This window comes from Vicinamibacterales bacterium, from assembly GCA_036504215.1.
In the GTDB taxonomy this organism is placed as follows: Bacteria; Acidobacteriota; Vicinamibacteria; order Vicinamibacterales; family Fen-181; genus FEN-299.
This window is the reverse complement of sequence record DASXVO010000046.1, coordinates 65,843-90,735: the sequence shown is the minus strand read 5'-3', so window position 1 is coordinate 90,735 and position 24,893 is coordinate 65,843. Positions and strand designations below refer to the sequence as shown.

The 24,893-nt window shown below is 67.7% G+C and carries 24 protein-coding genes; 15 read left to right on the top strand and 9 right to left on the bottom strand.

Going from position 1 to position 24,893, the window contains the following annotated elements:
* Positions 1-4 precede the first annotated feature (4 nt).
* The 4 genes from VGK32_13715 to VGK32_13700 all read left to right on the top strand — a co-directional run bounded on the left by VGK32_13715 (position 5) and on the right by VGK32_13700 (position 5,506).
* A complete protein-coding gene (locus tag VGK32_13715) occupies positions 5-646 on the top strand; it encodes a sigma-70 family RNA polymerase sigma factor (protein ID HEY3382827.1) in 642 nt (213 codons plus the stop codon).
* A gap of 159 nt (positions 647-805) precedes the next feature.
* The gene (locus VGK32_13710; protein HEY3382826.1) at positions 806-1,714 is read left to right on the top strand and encodes a sigma-70 family RNA polymerase sigma factor; all 909 of its coding nucleotides are present in this window, start codon (positions 806-808) and stop codon (positions 1,712-1,714) included.
* Positions 1,701-2,804, top strand: coding sequence for a zf-HC2 domain-containing protein (locus VGK32_13705; protein ID HEY3382825.1), 1,104 nt, complete (start codon positions 1,701-1,703; stop codon positions 2,802-2,804). Before VGK32_13710 ends, VGK32_13705 begins: the two co-directional genes overlap by 14 nt.
* Positions 2,805-2,908: 104 nt before the next feature.
* Positions 2,909-5,506: a protein kinase gene (locus tag VGK32_13700; GenBank protein ID HEY3382824.1), complete on the top strand. Its 2,598-nt coding sequence runs from the start codon at positions 2,909-2,911 to the stop codon at positions 5,504-5,506.
* A gap of 30 nt (positions 5,507-5,536) precedes the next feature.
* On the opposite strand, the gene VGK32_13695 is transcribed toward VGK32_13700, so the two are convergent.
* Positions 5,537-6,520, bottom strand: a complete 984-nt coding sequence (locus VGK32_13695) for a threonine/serine dehydratase (protein ID HEY3382823.1) — start codon at positions 6,518-6,520, stop codon at positions 5,537-5,539.
* A gap of 24 nt (positions 6,521-6,544) precedes the next feature.
* Between VGK32_13695 and VGK32_13690 the strand changes: the two genes are divergently transcribed.
* Positions 6,545-7,198: an MBL fold metallo-hydrolase gene (locus VGK32_13690; GenBank protein HEY3382822.1), complete on the top strand. Its 654-nt coding sequence runs from the start codon at positions 6,545-6,547 to the stop codon at positions 7,196-7,198.
* 1 nt (position 7,199) lies between these two features.
* Here VGK32_13690 and VGK32_13685 read toward each other — a convergent pair whose 3' ends face one another.
* Both VGK32_13685 and VGK32_13680 read right to left on the bottom strand, forming a co-directional pair.
* Positions 7,200-7,508 (bottom strand): FHA domain-containing protein, encoded by a 309-nt coding sequence (locus VGK32_13685; GenBank protein HEY3382821.1) that lies wholly within the window; start codon positions 7,506-7,508, stop codon positions 7,200-7,202.
* A 55-nt stretch (positions 7,509-7,563) separates the two neighbouring features.
* A complete protein-coding gene (locus VGK32_13680) occupies positions 7,564-9,222 on the bottom strand; it encodes an alpha/beta fold hydrolase (protein HEY3382820.1) in 1,659 nt (552 codons plus the stop codon).
* Between the two features lie 81 nt (positions 9,223-9,303).
* On the opposite strand from VGK32_13680, the gene VGK32_13675 reads away from it, so the two are divergent.
* On the top strand, positions 9,304-10,335 hold the full coding sequence (locus tag VGK32_13675; GenBank protein ID HEY3382819.1) for a glycine cleavage T C-terminal barrel domain-containing protein: 1,032 nt from the start codon (positions 9,304-9,306) through the stop codon (positions 10,333-10,335).
* A gap of 50 nt (positions 10,336-10,385) precedes the next feature.
* On the opposite strand, the gene VGK32_13670 is transcribed toward VGK32_13675, so the two are convergent.
* Both VGK32_13670 and VGK32_13665 read right to left on the bottom strand, forming a co-directional pair.
* On the bottom strand, positions 10,386-10,775 hold the full coding sequence (locus tag VGK32_13670) for a (deoxy)nucleoside triphosphate pyrophosphohydrolase (protein HEY3382818.1): 390 nt from the start codon (positions 10,773-10,775) through the stop codon (positions 10,386-10,388).
* A 13-nt stretch (positions 10,776-10,788) separates the two neighbouring features.
* Positions 10,789-11,454, bottom strand: coding sequence for an A/G-specific adenine glycosylase (locus tag VGK32_13665; protein HEY3382817.1), 666 nt, complete (start codon positions 11,452-11,454; stop codon positions 10,789-10,791).
* Between the two features lie 163 nt (positions 11,455-11,617).
* On the opposite strand from VGK32_13665, the gene VGK32_13660 reads away from it, so the two are divergent.
* From VGK32_13660 to thiI, 5 genes are all read left to right on the top strand, one after another.
* Positions 11,618-12,157, top strand: coding sequence for a cob(I)yrinic acid a,c-diamide adenosyltransferase (locus VGK32_13660; protein HEY3382816.1), 540 nt, complete (start codon positions 11,618-11,620; stop codon positions 12,155-12,157).
* A complete protein-coding gene (gene hpnC / locus VGK32_13655) occupies positions 12,151-13,065 on the top strand; it encodes a squalene synthase HpnC (GenBank protein ID HEY3382815.1) in 915 nt (304 codons plus the stop codon). The genes VGK32_13660 and hpnC overlap by 7 nt, the downstream gene beginning before the upstream one ends.
* Positions 13,062-13,898: a presqualene diphosphate synthase HpnD gene (gene hpnD, locus VGK32_13650; GenBank protein ID HEY3382814.1), complete on the top strand. Its 837-nt coding sequence runs from the start codon at positions 13,062-13,064 to the stop codon at positions 13,896-13,898. Before hpnC ends, hpnD begins: the two co-directional genes overlap by 4 nt.
* A gap of 143 nt (positions 13,899-14,041) precedes the next feature.
* Positions 14,042-15,397 carry a hydroxysqualene dehydroxylase HpnE gene (hpnE, locus tag VGK32_13645; GenBank protein HEY3382813.1) on the top strand — a complete coding sequence of 452 codons (1,356 nt, stop codon included), beginning with the start codon at positions 14,042-14,044 and terminating at the stop codon, positions 15,395-15,397.
* Positions 15,394-16,581, top strand: coding sequence for a tRNA uracil 4-sulfurtransferase ThiI (gene thiI, locus VGK32_13640; GenBank protein ID HEY3382812.1), 1,188 nt, complete (start codon positions 15,394-15,396; stop codon positions 16,579-16,581). Before hpnE ends, thiI begins: the two co-directional genes overlap by 4 nt.
* Before the next feature lie 30 nt (positions 16,582-16,611).
* Here the strand turns inward: thiI and VGK32_13635 are convergent, their stop codons facing one another.
* On the bottom strand, positions 16,612-16,869 hold the full coding sequence (locus tag VGK32_13635; protein HEY3382811.1) for an NUDIX hydrolase: 258 nt from the start codon (positions 16,867-16,869) through the stop codon (positions 16,612-16,614).
* A gap of 21 nt (positions 16,870-16,890) precedes the next feature.
* On the opposite strand from VGK32_13635, the gene def reads away from it, so the two are divergent.
* From def to VGK32_13615, 4 genes are all read left to right on the top strand, one after another.
* The gene (gene def, locus VGK32_13630) at positions 16,891-17,421 is read left to right on the top strand and encodes a peptide deformylase (GenBank protein HEY3382810.1); all 531 of its coding nucleotides are present in this window, start codon (positions 16,891-16,893) and stop codon (positions 17,419-17,421) included.
* On the top strand, positions 17,422-18,624 hold the full coding sequence (locus tag VGK32_13625; protein ID HEY3382809.1) for an MFS transporter: 1,203 nt from the start codon (positions 17,422-17,424) through the stop codon (positions 18,622-18,624). It begins immediately after the preceding gene.
* 35 nt (positions 18,625-18,659) lie between these two features.
* Positions 18,660-18,881 carry a UXX-star (seleno)protein family 1 gene (locus VGK32_13620; GenBank protein ID HEY3382808.1) on the top strand — a complete coding sequence of 74 codons (222 nt, stop codon included), beginning with the start codon at positions 18,660-18,662 and terminating at the stop codon, positions 18,879-18,881.
* Between the two features lie 154 nt (positions 18,882-19,035).
* The gene (locus VGK32_13615) at positions 19,036-21,522 is read left to right on the top strand and encodes a response regulator (protein ID HEY3382807.1); all 2,487 of its coding nucleotides are present in this window, start codon (positions 19,036-19,038) and stop codon (positions 21,520-21,522) included.
* Here the strand turns inward: VGK32_13615 and VGK32_13610 are convergent.
* Genes VGK32_13610 through VGK32_13600 form a run of 3 tightly spaced genes read right to left on the bottom strand, consistent with a single transcriptional unit; the run spans position 21,458 to position 24,857 of the window.
* Entirely contained in the window at positions 21,458-22,678 is a 1,221-nt protein-coding gene (locus VGK32_13610; protein HEY3382806.1) for an ABC transporter permease, read from the bottom strand. The genes VGK32_13615 and VGK32_13610 overlap by 65 nt on opposite strands.
* Positions 22,675-23,865 carry an ABC transporter permease gene (locus VGK32_13605; GenBank protein HEY3382805.1) on the bottom strand — a complete coding sequence of 397 codons (1,191 nt, stop codon included), beginning with the start codon at positions 23,863-23,865 and terminating at the stop codon, positions 22,675-22,677. Before VGK32_13605 ends, VGK32_13610 begins: the two co-directional genes overlap by 4 nt.
* A 2-nt stretch (positions 23,866-23,867) precedes the next feature.
* On the bottom strand, positions 23,868-24,857 hold the full coding sequence (locus VGK32_13600) for an efflux RND transporter periplasmic adaptor subunit (GenBank protein ID HEY3382804.1): 990 nt from the start codon (positions 24,855-24,857) through the stop codon (positions 23,868-23,870).
* Positions 24,858-24,893: the final 36 nt, after the last annotated feature.

Sequence of the window (24,893 nt, the reverse complement as noted above, 5' to 3'; positions counted from 1 at the left end):
TCTCGTGGCACGAATTCTCGAAGAAACCACCGTTGAAGACACTCTGGTCGAGCGCCTTCGGGCGCGGGACCAGTCAGCGGTCTCGGACCTGGCCGTTCGATACTCGCCCCGAATCCGCCAGCTCGCGCTTCGCTACGTCAGGAACGAGGAAGACGCGGACGAGGTTGTGCAGGACGTGTTGCTCAAGGTATATCAGAAGATCGACGCGTTTCGCGGCGACGCTGCGCTGTCGTCCTGGATCTATCGCATCACCTTCAACACGGCGATGTCGCGGCTGCGCAGCGTAAGGGCCAGCCGGCGCGACACGACCGGGCCCCTGCTCACCGACCTCCAGAACGGCAAGCGCTCGACCTACCCGACCGACATCGCCGACTGGTCCTCGATGGCCGACGATGAGGTGATGCGGGCCGAGTTGCGCGAGAAGCTCGTCCGGGAGCTGTCCGTTCTCCCTTCAATCTACCGCCTGCCGGTCCTCCTGCGCGACGTCCACGGTTTGACGACCGAGGAAGCCAGCGCGGTGCTGCGCGTGAAGGACCAGACGCTCAAGTCACGCCTGCATCGCGGCCGCATGATCCTCCGAGACCGCCTGTCGGAGTTCTCCGGTGGCCTGGCGCTTCACCGGGCCCCGGCCGAATCGCTGAACTAGCCGTCGTGTGACCATCGGCCCGCAGCTTCCGGCGCGCGGCCCGTGGCCAGCACGCTTGCGGAGCAATCTCTCCCGGAGCCATTGTCCGGCGTTCGCGGGAGTGTTCTTCGCGGCGGGGGTCGTTTCTCTGTGCACGGCGTAGAATAGGGCTGGCAAAGGATGCCAGCGCCGCACACCGTCCCATCCCGTCTCGTCGACGAGCCGCTGTTGTCGCGCGCGTTTGCACGGTCGAACGCGCCGAGATGGGGTCTGTCCCGCGAGTCGTTTGCCCGTGCGCTCGAGCGGAGCATTGCCAGCCGTTTTGCCACCGAAGTCAAGACGCCCGTCGTCGTCCAGGAGTATGTGAACTCGCTGAACCTCGAGGAACTTGCGCTCGCGTGCGCCTGCGCCGAAGGCCAGGTGTCGGCGTGGGCGTATTTCATCGAGTGCCATCGCCCCGGGTTGCGTGCCGCGGCGCGTGCGATTGCCGGCGACAGCGACGGCACGGAACTCGCCGATTCGTTGTACGCGGAGCTGTACGGCCTCGAGGAACGCGACGGCTGCCGCCGATCGCTCTTCGACTATTTCCACGGTCGGAGCCGCCTGTCCACGTGGCTTCGCGCGATCCTCGCGCAGCGGAACGTCGATCGCATCCGGATGGCTCGTCGTCTGCGGCCGCTCGATGACGAGGCCGGCATCGCCGACGCCGGGCGCGGGCCGACGCCGCAAAGCGACGAGGGTGTACCCGATCCGGACCGGCGGCACTTCGCGATGCTCGCACAGCGTGCGGTGGCTGGCGCGATCGGCCGCCTCGAGGCGCACGACCGCCTGCGGCTGGCCTCCTACTACGTGCAGCGTCTGACGCTCGCGCAGATCGGTCGGCTGATGGGCGAGCACGAAGCGACGGTGTCGCGCAAGCTGGAGCGCATCCGGCGGCGCCTGAAGTCCGAAGTCGAGCGGACACTGCGCACGGACCATCACTTCGACGACCGCCAGGTGGCGGCGTGTCTCGACTACGCGTTGGACGATGTCGGCGTCGACCTCGAGCGGGCGATGGGACAGCAAGAAACGCCCGATGGATCGTTCTGAGAGAAGGAGCGAGGATGTGACGTCCACCGCCGGAGATCGGGAGCCCGCGTTCGACCGACTGGTCGCGGACAGCCTCGCGCGGCAGACCGCCGCGCCGGGGAACGCGTGTCCCGACACCGACCTGCTCGCCGCGTGGTTCGACCGGTCGCTGGTCCCGGTGGAGGCCGGGCGGATCGAGGCGCACGCCGCCGGGTGCGGCGAGTGCCAGCGGATTCTCGCCGACCTCGCACGGTCGGAGCCGGAGGTCACGCGGGCGGCACCTCTGCCATTGCCGCCGCGCCCCCTGTTCTGGCACTGGCGCTGGCTGGTGCCTGTGGCGGCCGCCGTCGTGCTCCTGGTGGTGGGGGGGCGGACGCTCGTCGCGCCCACACGCCCGCCGGAGTTGATCGCGACTGAAGGCCAGATGGCACAGTCCAAACCGGCACCCGCCGACGTGGTTCCGGCCGCGCCGCCAGCGGCGGCCGACCTGGCGCAGACGCGGTCATCCGCTCCGGCCTCTCAGGCAGAGAATGCCGCACGGGAGCCCGACCGCGCGGCGGCGCCGGCGCCTTCCGTGCGCCAGCTACCAGCAGCGGCGCCCTCAGCCGGTGGCGGTGCCTCTCCGGTGGCAGCGGACACCGCGCTTTCACCCCGGTTGACCGCCGTTGCCTCCCGCGCCGAGACCGCTGCTCCAGGGGTCGAGACGCGACAGGTCGGTGCGCAGAAATCGGCCATGCGCGCGGACCGCGAATCCAGTTCTTCGCTTCTCGTGACATCGGTGCCGGGCACGCCGGTCCTCTGGCGCTACGGCGACGCTGGCACCATCGAGCGGTCCGGGAATCACGGTCAGACCTGGCAGCGCCAATCGAGTGGTGCCGACGTTGCGCTGCTCGACGCTTCCGCGCCGAGCGCCAGCGTCTGCTGGATCGTCGGGGCCGCCGGCCTGGTCCTTCGCACCGTCGATGGCGAGACCTGGCAGCGCGTCGCGTCACCAACCAGCATCGACCTGGTTTCGGTCCGCGCGTGGAGCGGTACGGCGGCGACGATTGCGGCGAAGGACCGTACCGAGTACAGCACGACGGACGGCGGGGGGACGTGGGTGCGACGGTGAAACGTGCCGAGTGGGAGGTACCGGGTGCTGCGTGCGACTTGCTTGATTTCGGCCGATGAGCGGAACGCGGGGTATACTGTCGCTCCCGGCCTGGCAACGTTTTGATGGAAAGTTTCGGCCACTACAAAATTCTCGAGCGGCTCGGCTCCGGTGGCATCGGTGAGGTCTGCCGTGCGCGCGATGCGCGCATGGGACGCACGGTGGCGCTACGACTCGTTGCGCCCGCGATCGCCGGCGACCCTCTGCGCCGTGACGCACTGCTGGCCGACGCGGCGCTCGCCGCCGCCCTCTCACATCCCCACATCGCGGCCCTCTTCGATTTCGGTGAGGAAGACGGGCGCGTCTACCTCGCGCACGAATACGTTACCGGCGGCCCGCTGGAGGCGTTGCTGGCCGGCCGCCCGTTCGATGTCACACTCGCTCTCGAGTTTGCCGTCCAGCTTGCCGACGCCCTCGCCGAGGCCCATCGTCAGGGCATCGTGCACGGCGACCTCCGGCCATGGACCATCTTCGTGACGCCCGCCGAGCAGACGAAGGTCGTCGACTTTGGCCTCTCCAACTGGACGACTGGTGGCGTGGCGCGCAAGACGTTCGCGGAGAGGCTCGGGTCGGGACAGGCAGCGGACATCCCGGCCGGCCAACTGGCCGCGTACCTCTCGCCTGAGCAGGTTCTCGGCGGTCGTATCGATCACCGCACCGACATCTTCTCGCTGGGCGTCATCCTCTACCAGATGCTGACAGGCCGCTCGCCGTTCCTCGCATCCACGGCGACAGAGACGGCGATGAACGTTCTGCAGTTGATCCCGCCGGCACCAACTTGCGAGAACCCCGCGCTGCCTGCGGAGTTCGACCGAATCATCACCCGCGCGCTCGCCAAGAGCCTGGAGGGACGCTATCCTGACGCAGCCACCATGGCCGCGGACCTGCGGGCCATGGCCGCGCGACTGGACGTACCCGTGTCGGCCAGGACCATTCACTGGAAGAACAACCCGAAGGGCGAGCGACCTCGCCGCATGCGTCGCCGTCTGCTCGTCGCCGCCATCGTCCTCGCCGTTGTTGGCGGGCTCGGTGCGGCGGCCTGGTACGCCCGCACTGCGATCCGTCACCTCGTGTTCCCAGAGCCTCCAGCGCCGCGCACGGTCGTCGTCGTCCTGCCGTTTTCGACACCTCCCGGCGACACGAGCCGGCCGTACTACGGATACGGCTTTTCTGAAGATCTCGCAGGCCGTCTTGGCGAGGTCTCCGGGCTCAGAGTCGTCGGCCGGACGACGATTCGCGAGGCGCCCGGGCCCTCCGCGGCAGCGCTGGCGAAGCGGCTCGACGCGGCGGTCGTGCTGAAAGGAACCGTCCGTCCCGGGCCGTACTCACTGCGCGTGAGTGTGCAACTCGTGGACGCGGTGACCGGTCGGTCAATCTGGTCCGACGAGATGTCACGCGAGCCGCGGCAGGCGTTCGGCGTCCAGGCGGAGATTGCCCGGCAGGTGGCCGACCAACTGCGGCTCCCGATGCCGACCGGCAATCGCTGGGCGGCCGCGATGGCGCGGCAGATCGACCCGGCAGCATACGACATCTACCTGCAGGCGCGCGACGCCAACGCGCACCGTGACCGCAGCAGGGCCGTTGCCTTGTACCGGCAGGCGCTGCAACTCGATCACCGCCTGGTGGAAGCCCGAGTCGGGCTTTCGGAGTCTCTGTACCTGGACGACTTCTACGCCGGCGTCGATGCCAATACGGCAGACGAAGCACGGCAGCAGGCGGACGCCGCGCTGGCCGTGGACCCGGAGATGCCGCGCGCTCACCTCGTCGCGGCGCTGTCCGCGCCGACGCCGGTTGGCGCGGCCTCGGCGCTCTCTCGCGCGCTGGCGCTCGATCCCTCGTCCGGCGAGGCGTGGCACCACGCGGGCGACCTCGTTCTCGATCAGGATCCGGAGCGTGCCCTGTCGTTCTACCGCCACTCGCTGTCGCTCGAACCCGGCATCGACGCGACCCACCGCGACATCGCAGCCGCGCTCGAACTGCTCAACCGCCTGCCGGAAGCCGAACAGGCGGTGAATGCGGGACAGGCGGCGCGGCCGGACCGGCCCTGGTGGGCGCAGATGCGCGCCCGGTTCGCGATTCTCCAGCACCAGTACGACTCCGCGGTCAGACTGCTCGCGGACGACCCAGCCACCGAATCCAGCCCCATCGTGTGGCTCGTCGGACGCGTGATTCCGCTCCGCCTCGCGTCGCGCACCGAGGAGGCGCGGAAGGAGGCGACCGACCTCGTCACGGTGTACCCGTCGTACTGCGAAGGCCGGGCGGTGCTGGCGGGCCTCGAGTGGGACACGAACGCCAGACAGCAAGGTCGAACGACGGCGGATGCCGTGTTCAGCCAAGCCTCAGCCGCGAACGTTCTGTCCGTGACGCTACCGTGCGCGGCCATGGCCGCCGCGGCCGTCGGTGACGCCGCGCAGGCTGCCAACTACCTGTCGAGGACCGCGGCCGACGACCGCGCGTTGCGCCTGTGGACACGCCACGCCGTCTTCAGTCTTAATCTCGTCCTCCGGCGGCAGTGGTATCCGTGGGACAAGGTGGCGGGATCGGCGCCCGTACAGCAAGCGACAGCCGAGTTGGACCAGAGCCTGCAGAGAGTCCGCGCCGAAATCGCCCGACGCCTGCCGTCTCCCCCCGCAGCCGCTCCCGCCGCACAGCCCGCACGGTGACCTCGGTGAGCCCGATGGTCACGTCCTCAGTCACGCGAAATCCGCGCCCTCGAGAATCGTCCTGAGCCGCCGGCTGTCGATATTGGCGCCGGACACGACCACGGCAGTTCGACGGCCGGAGGCTGAGACCGCGCCACCGAGGATCGCTGCCACACCAGCAATTCCCGCGCCTTCCGCAATCAGGTGCTCGTGATGCACGAGGCCGCGGATGCCGTCCTCGAGCTGGCGCTCACCGACGATCGCCATGCGATCGACGAGCGCCTGCACGATCGGGAATGCGAGGTTGTCCGGGTCCATGTTCCCCGCCAGGCCGTCCGCGATCGTCGGTCCGACCTCCACCTCGACGATCCGTCCGGCGGCGAGCGATGCCGCGAACGGATGCGATGCCTCGACCTCGACGCCGACGACCTCGGTTGCCGGCGCGACCGCATCGAGCGCGGCCGCCAGTCCCGCGAGGAGGCCGCCGCCGCCCGTCGGCACGATCACCTGATCGACGCCTGGCAGATCCTCGACGACCTCGAGGGCAATCGTTCCGATCGCGGCCAGGAGGTCGGGATGGCTGTAGGCGGAGATGAACGGGCAACCGCTCACCCGCGCATGCTCCTTGGCGAGCCGTTCGGATTCCTCGTAGGTCTCAGCCACCGCTCGCAGGTCGGCGCCATGGCGTCGGATTGCGTCGAGCTTGGTTGCCGGCGCGCGTCGTGGGGTGTAGATCACGACCGGTATCCCGACCTGTTGCGCCGCCCACGCGAGGGCGCGGCCGTGATTGCCCGCCGACGCCGTGACGATGGCAGTCGGCGCCGCGGCCGCGCTGGAGTGCTCGACGATCGCCAGCAGCGCGTTCAGAGCGCCGCGGGCCTTGAACGAGTTGGTGATCTGGAGCGACTCGAGCTTGAGGAAGACATCGCCGCCGCCGATGTCGGACAGCCAATCGGAGCGGACGAGCGGCGTCCGGCGGACACGCCCGGCGATCCGCGAGCGCGCTGCCTGGACGTCGACGAGTGTTGGTGTCATGAGCCTATCTAGTATCATATCGCCATGCTGCTCGAGAGCCGCGATTCGCCCCCCTTCTACAAGAACGGCTACGTGCTCGGCTGCCAGCAGACCCGGGAGGCGGTCATCATCGATCCCGGCGACGAGATCGAGCAGTTGCTGCGCGTACGCGACGAGCACCAGTTGCGCGTGACGCACATTCTCCTGACGCACGCCCACGTGGATCACGTGGCGGGCACCGCGCGGGCCCGCGCAGCCTGCAACGCGCCGGTGTGCCTTCACCGCGACGATCTACCGCTTTATGAGGCGGCGCCACAGCAGGCCGCGTTCTTCGGCCTCGAGATCGAGCCGCCGCCGCCCGTCGATCAGTTCTACGATCTGTCGGCGCCCATCGCCTTCGGCCGGTACGAGGTGCGAGTGCTCCACACGCCGGGGCACACGCCCGGCGGCGTGTGCCTGCTCGTCGGCCGCGCGGGCGAGGCCGGGAAGAAGGTGTTCGTCGGGGACACGCTGTTCGCCGGGTCGATCGGAAGGACGGACCTGCCGGGTGGTGACTATGACACGCTCATTGGTTCGATTCGAGGTGTCCTCTTCAAGCTGGCCGACGACGTGGAGGTCTACTCGGGACACGGTCCGAAGACGATGATCGGCCAGGAACGACGGACGAACCCGTTCCTGACCGGCACGCGCGGGCGGTAGGTCAAGCCTCCGCCTTCCGTTCCACCACCAGTTCCATCCGCCCAACCCTCACGCGATCGCCGGCCTCGAGCGGGGCTCTCTTCACCCGACGGTCGTTCACGAACGTGCCGTTCGTGCTCTTCAAGTCCTCCACTTCGAGCGTGCCGGCATCGCCCGCGATGAAACGGCAGTGCACGCGCGACACGAGCGCGGCATCGAGGATGAAATCCGCGCGCGTCGCCCTCCCCATCGTCTTCGTCGAGCCCGGCATCACGCGGAACGTCGCCCGCTCCTCATCGTCGGACCCGACCTTCGTTCGAAGGATCCACATCCTGCCGACTCCTCCTGACAAGATCGAAAGACCGAAATCACGCCCAAAGTGATCTTCAGCGGAGTGATTTCAGCCACGCGTCGATCGCCGGCACCACGGCTGGGCTCACCGGCGCGTTCGCCAGTTGGGCGTACTCGTCAGATTCTCCGGTGGTCGCAGGCAGCAGCAGGTGATTGACCCCTGGAATCTTCACGAGCGTCACGGCCAGGCCGGCTTCGCCCTTGCGCGCCCTGGCCATGGCGGCGAGGATGTCGGCATTCGACGGGTCGATCTGGCGATCGCGTTCACCATGGAGAATGAGAATCGGCTGGCGCAGTTTGGGCATGAGCTTCCCCGGGTCGAACGCCAGGAACGTCTGGAACCAAGGAGTCTCAGCCTGTCGCCGCACGTCGGGTGGGATGCCCTCCCAACCCTTGCCGGTCAGCGCCGCCAGATGAATCTTCCGCTGTAGCCCGATCTTTGCCTGCTTTTCCGCCGCGGGGATGTTCATCGCGGCGAGGGAGCGAACCTGCTGGTCGAGGATCGCCTCGCTGCCGCTCCTGCCGGCGGCGGCAACGAGCACCAGCGCTCTGATCTCCTTGTCGCGCATCGCGGCGGTCATCGCCACGGCGGCGCCCTCCGCGTAACCCAGCACGACGATTCGATTGTCCTGCACGTCCTTGCGGTTCTTCAGGAACTTGACGACTGCCCGCAGATCCTCGGCGTAGTCGGACACGGTAGCCGTTTCCGATCGCCCGCCGCTCTGGCCGATTCCGCGCTTGTCATACCGAATCACCAGGAAGCCGGCGTCCGCCAGTGCGGAGGCGAGTTGGCCGAACACCGGAACACCGCCCGTCGTCTCTTCCCGGTCGCCTTCGTCCAACTTGCCGACGAGGACGACCGCGGGGAAGCGCCACCCCGGGCTGGGCTGGGTCGCGGGCCTCGACAACGTCCCGGCAACCGTGAAGCCATCGGCCGGGACGCGCACCTGCTCGTCGTTCGGGCGGGCCACCGGCTCGCGGCGCGCGGCGACCGACGCGATATCGGTGCGGACGACGTCCAGACCCTGGCTCATCACACTGAACCGCAACAGCCGGCCGCTCGTCTCGGCCCAGATTTCGACCTCGCTCGGCTTTCCCGGATTGAGGAACCGCAGCCGGTAGCGCCGCACCTGCAGTGCGCCGGCCGTGGTCCGGATGCGATCGTCGGCCACGCTGAGGATCTGAACGCCGATCTGGGCTTGCGGCGGGATGTAGGCCTTGAGCTCGTCGCCGGGTTTCGCCGACACGAGACGCGCGGCCAAGCCCTCGTAGCCCGCAAAAAAGGCATTCGGCAGCAGGACGGCGTCCGCTGCAATCTCGTCATTCTTCTGACCGGAGGCCTGGCCCTGCGTCGTGTTGGTCGTGGCGGTGGTGCCTGACACCACGGTATGGATGATGAGCAGTTGTTCGCGGAGACTGCCTTCGATCCGGCATTCGAGCGGGTGTCCGCTGCCGTCGTACCGAATCTCGGCCTTGCGGATCGTCATGTTGACTGGTGCGCCGAGGCGTTCCGACCCGGTAATGCTCACCCCGTCGGCCGTTCGGGTGACCGTCACCTGGTCGGTGCCGATGGGAACGCCCTTGAGGAAGATGGCGAACTCTGCCGACTGCGGGGCCGCTGCGGTCGGGCTCTGGGCGGCGGACGTCAGCGATGCGAGAAGCACCAGTGCAACGGTACAATGAGCAATACGCATGGCTTCAAGAGCATAGCATCGGGTGGTCGGACTCATACAGTATCAAGACGTCAGTCGCCGGGCGATGGTCGGGAGGGGGAAATGGAGACAGGTGACGCGTATCGGGCTGCCAGGGAGACAGCGGCAGTGTTCGACCGATCGGCGCGCGGCAAGATCGCGGTCGCGGGGAACGACCGGCGCACGTATCTCCACGCGATGCTGACCAACGACGTGGCCACGTTGCAGGCGGGCGGCGGGTGCTACGCGGCCTATCTGACGCCCCAGGGCCGGATGATGGCGGATGTGCGGCTGCTCGAACTTGGTGACCTGATCCTGATGGACCTGGAGCCGTCGGTGACAGGGGCCATCCTCGAGAAGCTCGACCAGTTCGTGTTCGCCGAGGATGTCCGGCTCGGTAATCTCACCGACTCGTTCGGTGAACTGTCGGTCGTAGGCCCCAGGGCTGCGCACGTGGTGGCGGTGTCGCTGGCCGACGGCGGTGGTTCGGGCGCCGCGACGCTCGGAGAAGCCGAGTTGCGCGGCTGGCGCGAATTCCAGAATGCTCGGGCCACGCATGGCGGAGAAATGGTGCTCGTCGCGGCGTCGACCGAGGTGGGATCCCCAGGCTTCGACCTCTACATCGAGCGGCCGCACGTCGAGGCGCTGCACCGCGCGCTGATCGCTGCGGGGGCGACGCCGGGCGACGCCGCGGTTGCCGAGACGCTGCGGATCGAGGCCGGCCGTCCCGCATTTGGCATCGACCTGGACGCCGAGACGATCCCGCTCGAGGCCGGGATTGAGGGCCGCGCGATCAGCTTCACGAAGGGATGCTATCCGGGACAGGAAGTCGTCATCCGCGTCCTGCACCGCGGCCACGGGCGCGTGGCGAGGAGGCTCGTGGGCCTGCTGGTCGATGGGGCGGATCTGCCCGCGCGGGGGGATGCGCTACGGGCAGGCGATCGTGACGCGGGCCGGGTGACCAGCGCGTGCGTGTCGCCGCTCGTCGGGCAGCCGATCGCGCTCGCGTACGTGCACCGAGACTTCATCGAACCCGGCACGTCGGTCGTCATCGCACGTGGCGACCAGCGGTTGACGGCTCGCGTCGCGACACTGCCATTCGTCCGCCAGGAGTAGCGACTCCTGAGATGGCGGCAGGCCGCTCGGGCGCGGAGGCTGGCTGGCTTTCAGACCCGCCAATCCGAGGCGAGCCGCGCGACGAGTTCCGTGTCGGCGGGGGGGAACGAGAGCGTGGGGAGCTCGGAGCGCGTCACCCACCGAATCTCCTGGCCGAGCAGCGGTTGCGGGTCACCGTCGATGCGGCAGGAGAAGAAGCGCAGGTCGAGCACACGGTCGTCGTAGGCGTAGGTCGTGCGGTAGATTTCCTCGCCGATCGCGGCCGCCACGCCGAGTTCCTCGACCAACTCGCGGGCCAGCGCCTCCTCGGCTGTCTCCCCCGGTTCGCACTTGCCGCCAGGGAACTCCCAGCATCCGGCCAGGTGCGAGCCCGTGACGCGCCGCGCCACGAGCAGGCGCCCGTCCCGTTCGACAACGGCGGCGGTCACAATCGTCGGCATTGTCCCCTGGTCCCTACAACCTGCTCTTGCAGAACGCCGCCATCGGGCACAGGCTGCACCTTGGCTTTCGGGCCACGCACACCATGGCGCCCAGATCCATCAAGGCCTGGTTGAAGTCGAACACGCGCTTGTGCGGCAGCAGCGCGCGCGAGATATCCCAGAGCCGGTTCCGCATCGCGTGCGCCTTGAGATCGCCGTTTCCGACGAACACACGAAACAGCACGCGCGCGACGTTGGTGTCGAGAATGGCCGAGCGCTGGCCGAACGCGAAGCTCCGGATGGCGCCGGCGGTGTAACGTCCGATACCCTTGAACTGCAGCAGGGTCTCCTCATCTGCCGGCAGTTCGCCTCCGTATCGAGCGACCGCTTCTCGAGCGATCGAATGCAGGCGCCGCGGGCGGATGTTGTAGCCGAGCGGGTACCACGTCTTCACCGCATCTTCGACGGAGGCGTCGGCGAGCGCGGCAAGGGACGGAAACCGCCCGAGCCATTCGTGGTACTTGGGCAGCACGCGGTCGACCTGCGTCTGCTGGAGCATAATCTCCGATACGAGGATCTGGTACGGAGTATCGGCCTTTCGCCAGGGCAGATCGCGGCCGTGCACGTCGTACCATCCCAGCAGCCGCCGCCGAAACCGCTGCCTGGCACCCGCCGCGGGCAGCGCGGGCACTTTCTTCATCCGTCCGCCCTCCTCCTTCCTACTTCATCCTTCATCCTTCCTACTTCATCCTTCCTCCTTTCCTCCTTGATCCTGATTATCCTCGCTGACGCCATCGGCCGTCACCCCAGGCACCTTCCCGCGCACATAGCACTTTTCCCGTTTCTCCCTGTAGAATCCCCCTGTGAAGATCTACACGCGCACCGGGGACGGCGGCGAAACGGCGTTGTTCGACGGCCGCCGGGTGTCCAAAGCGGCGCTCCGCGTGGACGCGTACGGTGAGATTGACGAGCTGAACGCGGCAGTGGGCGTCGTCCTGGCCGAAGGGATAGACGCCGACCTGGCCGCGATGCTGCAGGCCGTCCAGCGGGATCTGTTTGCGGTCGGCGGGCGGCTCGCCGACCCCGAGCGACACATTGCCGAGCGTGTGGACAAGGCCGCGATCGCCGACACCGACATTGCCCGCCTCGAGGCGTGGATCGATCGCCTCGAGTCCGAACTCGAGGCGTTGCGGCGCTTCATTCTTCCCGGCGGCTCGCCGCCCGGTGCGCATCTCCACGTGGCCCGCACGATCTGCCGCCGTGCCGAACGGCGCATCGTCGCGCTCGGCGCCGACTCGGTTGAGCCCCGACTCCTGGCCTATGTGAACCGGCTGTCGGACTTCCTCTTCGTACTGGCCCGCGCCGTGAACCGGCGTGCTGGTGTTCCAGAAGTCGAATGGTGACGCCTTCGCCCGCGGCCGATCGGCCGGACAGGGCCTACGCGACGTGCGCCAGGTTCGCGCGCGAGCACTACGAGAACTTCCCCGTGGCGTCCCGCCTGCTGCCCGCGCGGATGCGGCCGCACGTGGCAGCGGTCTATGCCTTCGCTCGTGTGGCGGACGACTTTGCCGACGAGGGGCAACGGACCGCGGCGGAACGGTTCGCACTACTCGACGCCTGGCTCGGGCGCCTGCGAGGCTGTGGGCCCACCGTATCCACGCCCGAGTCCGACGGCCCGGCCGAATTGCCGGCGGAAACCAACGACATCTTCACCGCGCTCGGCTGTACAATCCGCGAGTGCCGGCTGCCGCTCCAGTTGTTCGAGGATCTGCTGAGTGCTTTCCGGCAGGACGTGGCAACCGTGCGGTATCGGACGTGGGACGAACTGCTCGACTACTGCCGACGATCGGCGAACCCGGTCGGCCGGCTCGTCCTGCGGATAGCCGGGCATGAGGACGAATCGCTCGATCGCTCGTCGGATGCGGTCTGCTCGGCGCTCCAGTTGACGAACTTCTGGCAGGACGTCGAGCGCGACTGGCGCAGGGGTCGGTTCTACATGCCGCTCGACGAGTGTCGGCGCGCCCACGCCGATTTCTCGGATCTCGATGACGGGCATCTCACGCCGGAGTGGCAACGCGCGCTTGCAGCGGCGGCCGATCGCACGGCCACGCTGTTCGACGACGGCAGGCTCGTGTGCGACCGCGTTGGCGGCCGGCTCGGCCTCGAACTGCGGCTCACGTGGCTGGGGGGCCGGCGGATACTCTCGCGGATCGTGCGCAACGACTTCGACGTCTTCCATCAACGGCCCACGCTCGGAGCGACAGACGTCCCTGCGCTGCTCTGGCAGGCGCTCACGTGGCGGACCCGATGAGTGGTCGCGACACCAACTTCTATTACTCCTTCCTCGTGCTTCCCGCCGAGAAGCGCCACGCCATTGTCGCCGTATGGGATTTCTGCCGCGCGGTGGACGATGCGGTGGACGAAGCGCCCGCAGGTCTGGCGCCGGACGACGAGGGGAGCGGGCGCGCCCAGTTGGCGCGGTGGCGTCGGGAGTTGGCCGCGAGCTACGGCGCCGGCACGCCCGAAACGCGGCAGGGGCGCGCGCTGGTGCCGTTCATTGCCAGGTTCGGCCTGCCGCGCGAGTCGTTCGAAGCGGTGATCGATGGCGTTGCGATGGATCTCGAGCGGACGAGGTATCGCACGTTCGACGACCTGCGCGAGTACTGTCTGCACGTGGCGTCTGCTGTCGGCCTCTTGTGCATCGAGATCTTCGGCTACCGCGAACCGGGCACGCGTCAGTACGCGGTGGATCTCGGCATCGCGCTGCAGTTGACGAACATCATCCGCGACGTGGAGACCGACCGGTCGCGCGGCCGGATCTACCTGCCGCTCGAGGATCTGGCGCGGTTCCGGTGCACCGAAGCCGATCTGGAGAAAGGCCTCAGCGGGGCCGGGGTGCGTGAACTGCTGCGCTATGAGAGCCAGCGCGCCCGCCACTACTACGAAACGGCCGAGCGAGAGTTGCCTCGCCACGACCGGCGCCGAATGGTCGCCGCCCGGATCATGGGCGGGATCTACCGCGCGATCCTGGATCGGGTCGAAGCGTCCGGCTACGATGTCTTCTCCGGCAAGATCCGCGTTCCCAGGCCCCGTCGGGCAGTGATTGCAGCGACCTTGTGGATCCGCGCGATGCTGGGCCTCTAAACCCTGAGCTCACGTGTGTGTACCATGCTTCGCGCCCTGCGCACCCTGTGAAACGGGCGTTCCCTGCGCGAGACGCTGGTCAACACAACTGGGTCGAAGGGTAGGGCCGCCGAGGGCATGGAAACACGACGACGCCAAGTGCCGTGACTGATCACTCCTACGACGTCATCGTGATCGGCGCCGGCTTTGCCGGCCTCAGCTGCGCGGCCGCGCTGGCTGATGGCGGGGCTCGCGTGCTGGTGCTCGAATCGCGCGCCACGCTTGGTGGACGCGCGTCGACCTTCGTCGACGCGGCGACTGGCGAAGAGGTGGACAACGGCCAGCACCTGATGCTTGGCTGCTACCACGAGACGTTCGCGTTCCTGGACCTCGTGGGCGCACGGGACCTCGTGCGAGTTCAGTCGAGTCTCGAGGTCCCATTCGTTGATGAGTCGGGGCGGATGAGCGTGTTGGTCTGTCCGACCCTGCCATCGCCGCTCCACTTGCTTGGCGGCCTGCTCGAGTGGGAGGCCCTGGGCTGGCGCGACCGCCTCTCGGCATTCAATCTTGCCGCGCCGATTCGTCGCACGCAGCGGTTTCTCAGGACGGGCAAGGGCTGGCTGCCGGCATCAGGTGGCGAGACGGTCGAGAACTGGTTGATCCGGAACGGACAGGCACGCCGGCTGCGCGACATGCTCTGGGAGCCACTCGGCCTGGCGGCGCTCAACCAACCCATCAGCGAGGCGGCCGCACCGCCGTTTGTCAGGGTGCTCGCCCGGATGCTCGGCCCGGACCCGCGCGACGCTGCGGTGGCTGTCCCGCTACGGCCGTTGACTGCGATGTACGCCGAACCCGCGCGCCGGTTCGTCGAAGGTCGGGGAGGCACGGTGCGGGTGTCGAGTCCCGCGAAAGTCGCCGTCGAGGCGGGCCGGGTCGTCGGCGTGGACGTGCGCGCCGACCGGACGTGCGCACCGGCAGTCGTTGTCGCAGTGCCCTGGTTCGCGCTCCCGGAGCTCTTCACAGGCGAGGTGGCCCCTCTCGACACGCTGCTGTCGGCTGCGCGTGCGGTCACGGCCTCGCCGATCGTCACCGTCAACCTCTGGCTGGATCGCCCGGTGCTGCCCGGAGAATTCGTCGGACTCCCGGGCCGGACGTTCCAGTGGGTGTTCGACAAGCGGCAGGTGCTCGGCGATTCCGCCTCGCACCTGTCGTTCGTGTCGAGCGGCGCGGCGTCTGTTGTCGCCGAATCGAACGACGCCCTGGCGCAGCGCGCCCATGAGGAACTCGTCGCCGCGTTTCCGTCTGCGCGCGCGGCCGCCGTGCTTCGCAGCGTGGTCGTCCGCGAACGGCGGGCCACGTTCTCCCTGGCCCCGAGCCAGCCGCCGCGCCCGGTCACGCGCACGCCGATATCGGGGCTGTGGCTCGCCGGCGATTGGGTCGACACCGAGCTCCCGGCCTCCATCGAAGGAGCCGTCCTGAGCGGACACCAGGCCGCGCAGGCTGTATGCTCTCAGGGATGACTTCCATCGTTGTCCACTACCAGGAGATTGCGCTCAAGGGGCGGAACCGTCCGTGGTTCATCGCGCGCCTCGTCCAGAATCTCCGCACCGCGACCTCCGACCTCGACGTCCGCGCCGTTCGCCCCCTGATGGGGCGCATCGAACTCGTCCTCGGTCCCGGGTCCAGCTACGAACAGGTGAAAGAACGCCTCGCCCGGGTGTTCGGCATCGCGAACTTCTCGCGGGCGGCGCGCGCGTCGCTCGACATCGACCAGATTGCGGCGGCCATCCTGCACGACCTCGGCGACACCGAGACGCCGTCGTTCCGCGTGAGCGTGAAAAGGTCCGACAAGCGGTTCCCGATGAAGTCGCCCGACGCCGAACGGGAGATCGGCGGGCGGATCAAGCTGGCCAAGGGGTGGCGCGTCGATCTCGGCGATCCCGCATTGACGATTACCGTCGAGATGCTGGCCGATCACGCATTCTATTTCTTCGCGAAAGACCGGGGGGCCGGCGGCCTGCCGACGGGCGTGAGCGGACGCGTGGCCTGTCTGCTCTCGGGCGGAATCGATTCACCGGTCGCCGCATGGCGGATGATGAAGCGGGGCTGCAGCGTCATGCTCGTCCACTTCCACAGCTACCCGTTCCTGTCGCGCGCGTCGCAGGAGAAGGTGCGCGAGCTGGCCGGGTTGCTCACGGGCTACCAGTTGCGGAGCCGGCTCTTCATGGTGGCGTTCGGCGAGATCCAGCGCCAGGTGGTGTTGTCGGTCCCGTCGCCGCTGCGCGTCGTGGTCTACCGCCGGCTGATGATGCGCATCGCGGATCGGATCGCCCGCCAGCACGGTGCGGGCGCGCTGGTGACTGGCGAGGTGATTGGCCAGGTCGCGTCGCAGACCCTCGAGAACATGGCGGTGATCGCTTCGGCGACGACTTTGCCGGTGCTGCGGCCGCTCGTCGGCATGGACAAGGAAGAGATTGTCGCGCAGGCGCAGCGCATCGGCTCGTACGACATCTCGATCGTGCCCGACCAGGATTGCTGCCAGTTGTTCACGCCCAAGCACCCGGCCACGCGCGCCACGCGCTGGGCGGTCGAGGAGGCCGAACGGGTCTTGCCGATCGAGGAGCTCGTGTCGAAGGCCGCTGCCGCGGCGGAACTCGAGCACTTCGAATTCCCCCCCGCGCCTCGAGAGATTCCTGGTCGATAGCCATGACGCCACCTGTGATTGTCGCGGCGTTCACCACCACGACCGGCGTCCGCCGGGGAAAACCCAGGGGCCATAGCCCGGCTCGATCGCCCGCCTGACGAGCAGGATCTTGCCGCCCTCGAGCGCGATGATCGTGCCAACGGCCGGCTTGGGGTCGAAGTAGTGGATGAAACCGCAGGTGGGGCACACGAGCCGCTCGGGCTCGCCAGCCTTCAGCCGGCGCAGTGCGGCGGGGGCGCCACACACCGGGCAGAAACGAAAACGATGTTGATCGTCTCGTGTCGACATAGCCTTGTATAATTAGCGGATATGTCCATTCTGAAGATTGCGCGCATGGGACACCCCGTGCTGCGGCAGGTTGCGCGCAAGGTTGACGCATCCGAGTTCAAGTCGCCGGCGTTCCAGAAACTCGTGGACGATCTGATCGAGACGATGAGGGAGTACGACGGGATCGGCCTCGCGGCGCCGCAGGTGCACGAGGGACTGAGACTGGCGATCATCGGGATCGAAGAAGGTCAGGACGAGGATCGGTCGATCCGCGTGCTGCCCGTGGTGAATCCGGAGGTCACGCCGATCGGCAAGGAGACCGCGGAGGACTGGGAGGGGTGTCTGAGCCTTCCGAGACTCCGCGGGAAGGTCGTGCGGCCCACCCGTGTCGAGGTGCGGGCGCTCGACCGCCGTGGCAACCGCGTCGAACTGGAGCTGAGGGGCTACCCGGCGCGTGTCGCTCAGCACGAGATCGATCATCTCGACGGCGTGCTGTTCATCGACAAGATGAAGTCGTTCGACACCCTGTGCTTCCTGGACGAGTACGCGAAATTCTGGGCGAATGACGACTAGGTGAGCCGCTTGTCCCCACTCGCGATCATCTTCCTCACGGTCTTCATCGACCTGCTCGGCTTCGGGATCATCATCCCGTTGCTGCCGTTCTACGCCGAGCGATTCGGCGGGAGCGCGCAGACGGTGGCGATGCTGTCGGCGTCCTTCTCGCTGATGCAGTTCATCTTCATGCCGATCTGGGGGCGGCTGTCGGACCGTGTCGGCAGACGGCCCATCCTGCTGCTGGGCCTGTTCGGCTCGTTCGGATCGTACCTGGTATTCGGCCTGGCGGGCTCGCTGCCGCTGCTGTTCGTGTCGAGGATCTTCGCGGGGATCGCCGGGGCGACGGTCTCGACGGCCCAGGCGTACATCGCCGACATCACGACGCCCGAGAACCGCGCGAAGGGCATGGGTCTCGTCGGCGCGGCGTTCGGGCTGGGCTTCATCTTCGGCCCGGCGATAGGGGGCGTTCTCAGCCGCTGGGGCCACATGGCGCCGCCGCTGTTCGCCTCGGCGCTGGCGCTCGTGAACTTCGCGGCCGCGTGGTTCCTCTTGTCCGAGTCTCGGCCGGCCCACATCCCGGCCACGGCGAGGGTGTCAACCTCGCGGCTCGACGCACTGAGGAAGGCATTGACTCGGCCGACGCTTCCGGCGCTGATGCTCATCTACTTCACGGTCGTTGCGGCGTTCTCCGGCTTCGAGACGACGTTCGCCCTGTTCGCCGAACGGCGGTTCCGCTTCAACGAAGAGACCATCGGCTACCTGTTCGCCTACGTGGGCATCGTGCTGTCGTTCGTGCAGGGCGGCCTGGTGGGACGCCTCGTTCGCCGATTCGGTGAGCGGCGGCTGGTGCCTGTGGGCATCCTCTGCCAGGCGACCGGACTCGCGTCGATTGCCTTCTCGCGCTCGGTCCCGGCCCTCTTCGTCGCCAATGGAATCCTCGCGTTCGGGATGGGCCTCAACAGCCCCGCGCTGACGTCGCTGATCTCTCGAGCGTCCGACCCTGAAGATCAGGGCGGAATCCTCGGTTTGTCGCAAGGGCTCGCGAGCCTCGCGCGGATTCTCGGACCGGCCTGGAGCGGCTTCCTCTTCGATCGCTGGGGCATGACATCGCCATACCTCAGCTCTGCGGCGCTCATGGTGGCGGCGTTCGCGGTGAGCATCGGCGGCCTTCACCAGGCGAGGCAGGGCCCGGACCCGGTGGCCACTGCCACAAAGTGGTAGCGACGCCACCCGCGCCCGCGACAGGGGTGGCGAACATGCGGGAGGACATCATGGTCTACATCTTCGGGAAGGACACCTGACCCTACACGCAAGCCGCCCGTGATGACTTCAGTCGGCGGCACGTCCCGTTCGAGTACGTCAACGTCAAGAAGGATCGTGCATCGCTCGATCGCATGCTCACCTTCACCAAAGGGAGCCGCGACGTTCCCGTCATCGTGGACGGTGACAAGGTCACGATCGGTTTCGGCGGCACCTGAGGCGTGTAGGCGCTGCCGTGCGCAGCGCGAGTGCGAAGCCTGGCCCCGGAGTCTCGGCCCTGCAAGTTCTGTCTGGACGATCGGCCGCCGACCTGTACAATGGCGGCGGCTGGTGGTCTGTGCACCTGCCGGTGTCTCCAACTGAGTGCCGCCGATGGAAATCGTCCAACAATCAGGTCCAACCGCCGCGTTGTGGGCCGGCGAACAGGCACTGCACGCCCTGTTTCTCGCTTCGCCGCAGCCATGCCTCCTCGTCCGCGATCTGGCGTTCGTGGATTGCAACGCCGCCGCCGTCGCCCTCGCCGGCCGACCACACGATGCGATCGCGGGCCGCGCGGCACACGATCTCTCGCCCGCACTTCAACCCGACGGCTGCGCATCGGCGGACCGGGCGAGGATCATGTTCGCCGAGGCGTTGGCCACAGGCGCTGGCCAGGGCGAGTGGCTGTACCTCCGCCCGGACGGGTCCGAGTTCTGGGCGGATGTCGTCCTCGTACGTGTTGCGCTCGGTGACGACGCGGCGCTGTTCGTGACCTGGCGGGACATCACGGCGCAGAAGCGCGCAGAGGCCAGCCTCGCCGCCGAGCGCAACCTGCTGCGCTCGCTCGTCAACACCCTGCCCGATCGCATCTACGTCAAGGACACGCACAGCCGGTTCATCCTCAACAATTCGGCGCACATCGCCGCGCTCGGCGCACTGACCCAGGAGGAGGTGCTGGGGAAGACGGATGCGGACTTCCGGCCGGCCGTGATCGCCGAGCGCTCGCTGGCCGACGACCAGCAGGTGCTCGACACCGGGCAGCCGATCGTGAACCGCGACGAAGTGAGCGTCTACCTCGACGGATCGCCGGCCTACCTGCTGGTGACCAAGGCCCCGCTCGCCGACGCCGAGGGACGGATCGTCGGACTGGTGGGCGTCAGCCGGGACATCACGCGGCGGCACCGGGCGGAACTCGAAGTGGAACTGACGAACCGGCGTCTCCAGGAGGCGACGCTCGAGGCGCAGCGACTCGCCCGCGAAGCCGAGCAGGCCAGCATCGCCAAGAGCGAGTTCCTGGCGAACATGAGCCACGAGATCCGGACGCCGATGAACGGCGTGATCGGCATGATCGACCTGCTGTCAGACACGGGACTGACAGCCGAGCAGCAGCAGTACGCGGACATCGTGCACGTGAGCGCCGATGCGCTGCTGGCCCTCATCAACGACATCCTCGACTTCTCGAAGATCGAAGCGCGGCGACTCGAACTCGAGCACATCGACTTCGATCTGCAGGTCACGCTCGAGAACACGGCCGAACTCCTCTCGCCGAAGGCTCACGAGAAAGGGATCCGCATCACCTGCCTGGTGGCCCAGGACATCCCGAACCTGTTATGTGGCGATCCGGGACGCCTCCGTCAGGTGCTCGTGAACCTGGCCGGCAACGCGGTGAAGTTCACCGACGCCGGCGAGGTCGTCCTCCGCGCCGACCTCGAGCGTGACGACGATGAGTGCGTCGTGATTCGCTTCTCGGTGACCGACACCGGCATCGGCATCCCGGCCGACCGCCTCGCATTCCTGTTCAATCCGTTCACGCAAGTGGATGGGTCGACGACCCGCCGGTACGGCGGCACCGGTCTCGGCCTCGCCATCTCGAAACAGCTCGTCGAGTTGATGCAGGGCCGGATTGGCGCGGAGAGCGCGGAGGGCCGTGGGTCGACGTTCTGGTTCACTGCGACTTTCGACAAGCAGTCGGCCAGATCGATGCGGGTTGCCGAGCCGCCCGCGGGCCTGTCGGGCGCGCGCGTGCTCGTCATCGACGACTACGCGACGAATCGGCTGCTCGTGATGCGGTTGCTCGCGGCATGGGGATGTCACGCGGTGGAGGCGGGAGATGCCGATGAGGCGTGGGCGCTGCTGCGCGGCGCGGCCGAGGCAGGGACTCCCTTCGACGCGGCGATTGTCGACATGCTGCTGTCCGAGACCAGCGGCCTCGAGCTGGGACGGCGGATCAAGGCGGATCCGATCACGGCGCGCACGGCGCTCGTCATGATGACCTCGCTCGGGCAGAAGGGCGAGGCCCGAGCGCTCGAAGATGCCGGCTTCTCGGCGTACCTGACCAAGCCGATCCGCCGCCGGCATCTGCACGACTGCCTGGCTCTCGCCCTCGGCCGCCAGGCGCAGCCGCAGTCAGACGGGCGCCAGCCGATCATCACGCGCCACACGCTGGCCGAGTCCGAAGCGCAGCGAAAGCGCGTGCGCGTGCTGCTGGCGGAGGACAACCCGGTCAACCAGCGCGTGGCCCTCGCCATGCTGCTGAAGATCGGATTCCAGGGACACGCCGTCCGGACGGGCAGGGAAGCGCTGAACGAGGTTCAGGCCAACCCCTACGACGTGGTGTTGATGGACTGCCAGATGCCGGACATGGATGGATATGAAGCCGCCCGGGAGATTCGAAAGCTGCCCGCTCCCGTCGGCATCATTCCGATCGTTGCGCTGACCGCCAACGCGATGCAGGGCGACCGTGAGCATTGTCTGGCCGCCGGCATGAACGGCTACATTCCCAAGCCGGTGACCGCGCTCGCGATTGCAGAAGCCATCAGTCGGTGCCTTGAAGAGGCCGCCGCCAGGCGATCGGCGCGCGGAGACTCCACCACTGCGTGATCCACGCCAGGACGAAGTAGGCGCCGCACAGCACCCACAGCGTGAGCCACTCGTCCCGCACGTCCGACAGCACCGCGCCCATCTGCGTGAGCCGCAGGAATCCGGCGATGCCCGTGGTACTGGGCAGGGCGTCTGCACACGTGGCCAGCCAGCGGGGGAGCGCTTCGACCGGCCACGAAAAGCCCGCGAGGAACAATGCGGGGAGCGACGTGAACAGCAGCACCTGGAGGGCCATCTCTCTCGACCGGAACAGCACTCGCGTGGTGAGGCCCAGGAAGATCACCGACAGCAGGAACGGCGTGACGAACCACAGGAGCGTCAGCGCGTCGGCCCGTTGCTGGAACCCGAACAACTTGTAGACGATGCCGAAGTAGAAGAGCGAGTGGACGAGATAGAGCGCGAAGTAGGCGACTGCCTTGCCGAGAAGGATTGAGAGCGCGCTTCCAGACGGGCCGGACGCCCGTCCCACTCCGTCCTGTCGAGCGGCACGGGCGTCCCGCCCGTGTTTCCCCCCCCGCTCACGCTCGGTTCCGCCCACGAGCCCGATTCCCACCAACAACGTCTGTTGCAGGATCAGCACGAGCACGGCCGGCACGATGTAGGTGCCGTAGCCCTCCGTCGGGTTGAACAGCGGCCTCATCGTCAGCGGTAGTGGATCCCGCGCCTTCATCGCCTGGTCGATCGGCATGCCCGTCGCCTGCAGGCGGCGGATCTCGATGCCAGCCGACAGGGTACCCGTCGCCTCGAGCGCTCCCGTCAGCACCTGCCGATAGACCAGGAAGTAACTGGCGTCCGCGTAGGCGGCAACCTGCGCCTGGTCGCCCCGCCGCACCTTGCGCTCGAATTGCTGGGGAATCACCAGTACGCCGTCGGCCTTTCCGGCGCGAACGATGTCCTCGGCCTCGCAGAGGCTCCTGGCGTCCGCCGCCACGTGCGTCAGTTCGTGCGCGTCGATCATGCGCACGAGCTTTCGGCTCAACTCGCTCTGGTCGAGATCGACCACGACGACCGGCACGTGCTTGAGCACTTCCGGCAGGTAGGGAATCGGATAGAAGAACGCGTAGAGCACCAGCGCGGCCACCAAGACCAGCACCGCACCCGCGTCGAGGAAGATGCGCCGGTATTCGTCGAGGATGGCGCGAAAGAAGGACGTCACAGGCGCCCCCAGTGGCGCGGATCGCGGGCAACCTCGCCCATGCGCCAGACGGAGATGAGTGGGGCGACGCAGACGAACACGAGCAGCGCGCCGAGCGAGGCCATGGAATTGGCCGGCGCTGTACCGCGCATGGCCTGGTCCACGAGGATCTTCAGGTAGTGCGTCAGCGGCAGGACGGCGCCCCACACACGCCCGAGCACGGGCATCGCCATCGTGGGGAACGTGATGCCGACGAAAGCAAACGCGGGGGTGCAATAGAAGGCCGCAACGCTCGTGGCGAAGCGAAGATTCGCAATCCAGGCCACAACCAGCAGGGCAACCGCTTGGTAGGCGAGCACGAACAGCAGCGTGCCGGCGACGATCACCTGCATGCTGCCGCGCATCGGCACTCCCATGTAGCGGAACAGCACGACGAGCATGAACAGGCTGAGGACGCTGAAATGCGCCGTGTACGGCAGGAGCTTTCCGACGACCGCGCGCCACGCGCTTCCACCGGCGGCCTCCATCCACGCGCCGGCCGTTCCTTCCTTCAGCTCCACGCCGAGAGCGTGCACCGTGCCGACGGTCACGAAGATCTGCAGCATCGTCGGCAGGAGCGCGGCGACCAGGTAGTACAGGTAGCTCAGTTGCGGGTTGAAGAGCGTGTGGTAGTCGAGGCGGATCGGCTCGAGGTGCGCCATTGCCGCGCGCGGCGGCTCGCCATGAGCCTCCCGCACCTTCAGTTCTGCCACGGCCGAGAGCGTGCCGACGGCCATCCGAAGATCGCGGCGGATGAGACTCGCGGGCAGCAGTAGTTGCGCGTTGTAGTACGCGACCACCGCCGGCGCCTCGCCGCGCCGAACATCGCGCTCCATGTCCGACGGGATGACGATGAAGCCGTAGACCTTGTTTCGAAGAATCAGCGAGCGGGCAGCCTCGAGGTCCGGGACCTGAACGGCGACGCTGAGGCTTGGTGTCGCATCCACCATTCGCGTGAGCTGCCGGGACAGAGCCGAGTGATCCTGATCGACGACCGCCAGGGGGAGATCCCGTGGCACGCCGTCGCCGAAGATCGTCCACAGGATCGCGAACGACGCAATCGGCAGCACGACGAGGAGGATGAGGTAGTACCAGCTCGCGAAGATCCGGCCGAACTCGCGTTTCGTGACGCGGAACACGCCGCCCGTTCGAGCTGCAAAGATGGCCATGCTCACCGCCCGGCGCTGTTCACGAGGATGACGCTCATGCCTGGCCGGAGCCCGTCGACGGCCTGCAGCGGTCGCGCCCGAACCTCGAAGGTCTTGAGGTCGAAACCGCCCTGCGCGTTCGTCGCACGCCACGTCGCGAAGTCGCCGGCTGGTGCGACGTAGGACACCTGCAGTTCGACCCGGCGATCGGAGAGGGCGGGGACGCGCACCGTCAGGTGGCCGCCGATCTTCAGGCCCGCCAGCTTGTCCTCGCGGAGCTGGAACGTGGCCCACGTGTCGGTCGGGTCGAGGATGGTGAGAATCGGGTAGCCGGCGGCGACGATCTCGCCGGGTTCCGCGTTCCGCTTGTAGACCTCGCCGGCAATTGGCGCCGACACCTTCGTTTCGCCGAGGTACGCCTGCACCTCGGAGATGGCGCCACGTGCCCGGCTGACGAGCGCGGTGGCTGTGGCTTTGTCTTCCGCGCGTGCGCCGCTCGCCGCCATGTCGTAGGCGGCCTTCGCGACGGCCTCGGCGTCGCGCGCCGTCTTCAGCTGCGCCTCGGCCTCGTCGCGCCGCTGGGCCGGGACGACGCCGTCCTTGTTCAGCCGGTCAACCCTGCGGAACGTCTTCTCAGCGAGTTCGGTCCCATGCTGTGCCCGCTCCCACATGTTCTCCGCCTGGCGGATTTCCTCCTCGCGCGCGCCGTTGAATGCCTTGTCTCGCTGCGCGGACGCCGCCTGGCGGGCCGCCTCGGCCTGATCGAGCCTGGCCTGGATTTCAGGACTCTCGAGCGTCACGAGCGGGTCCGCTTTCCGGACGGTCTGGCCTTCCCGAACGAGGATGGAGGAGACGCGGCCGGGGATCTTCGCGGACACATTGACGACCGTCGCCTCCATCTGGCCCTGCAAGACCTCCGGCAATGGCTGCGACAGCTTCCACGCCCATCGCCAAAGACCGGCAACGACGGTGAGAACGACGAGGAGCGTGAGGATGATTCGAAGTGCTTTCATGTCTGTGCGCTCTCATGGCACCGGCCAGGTGGCCGG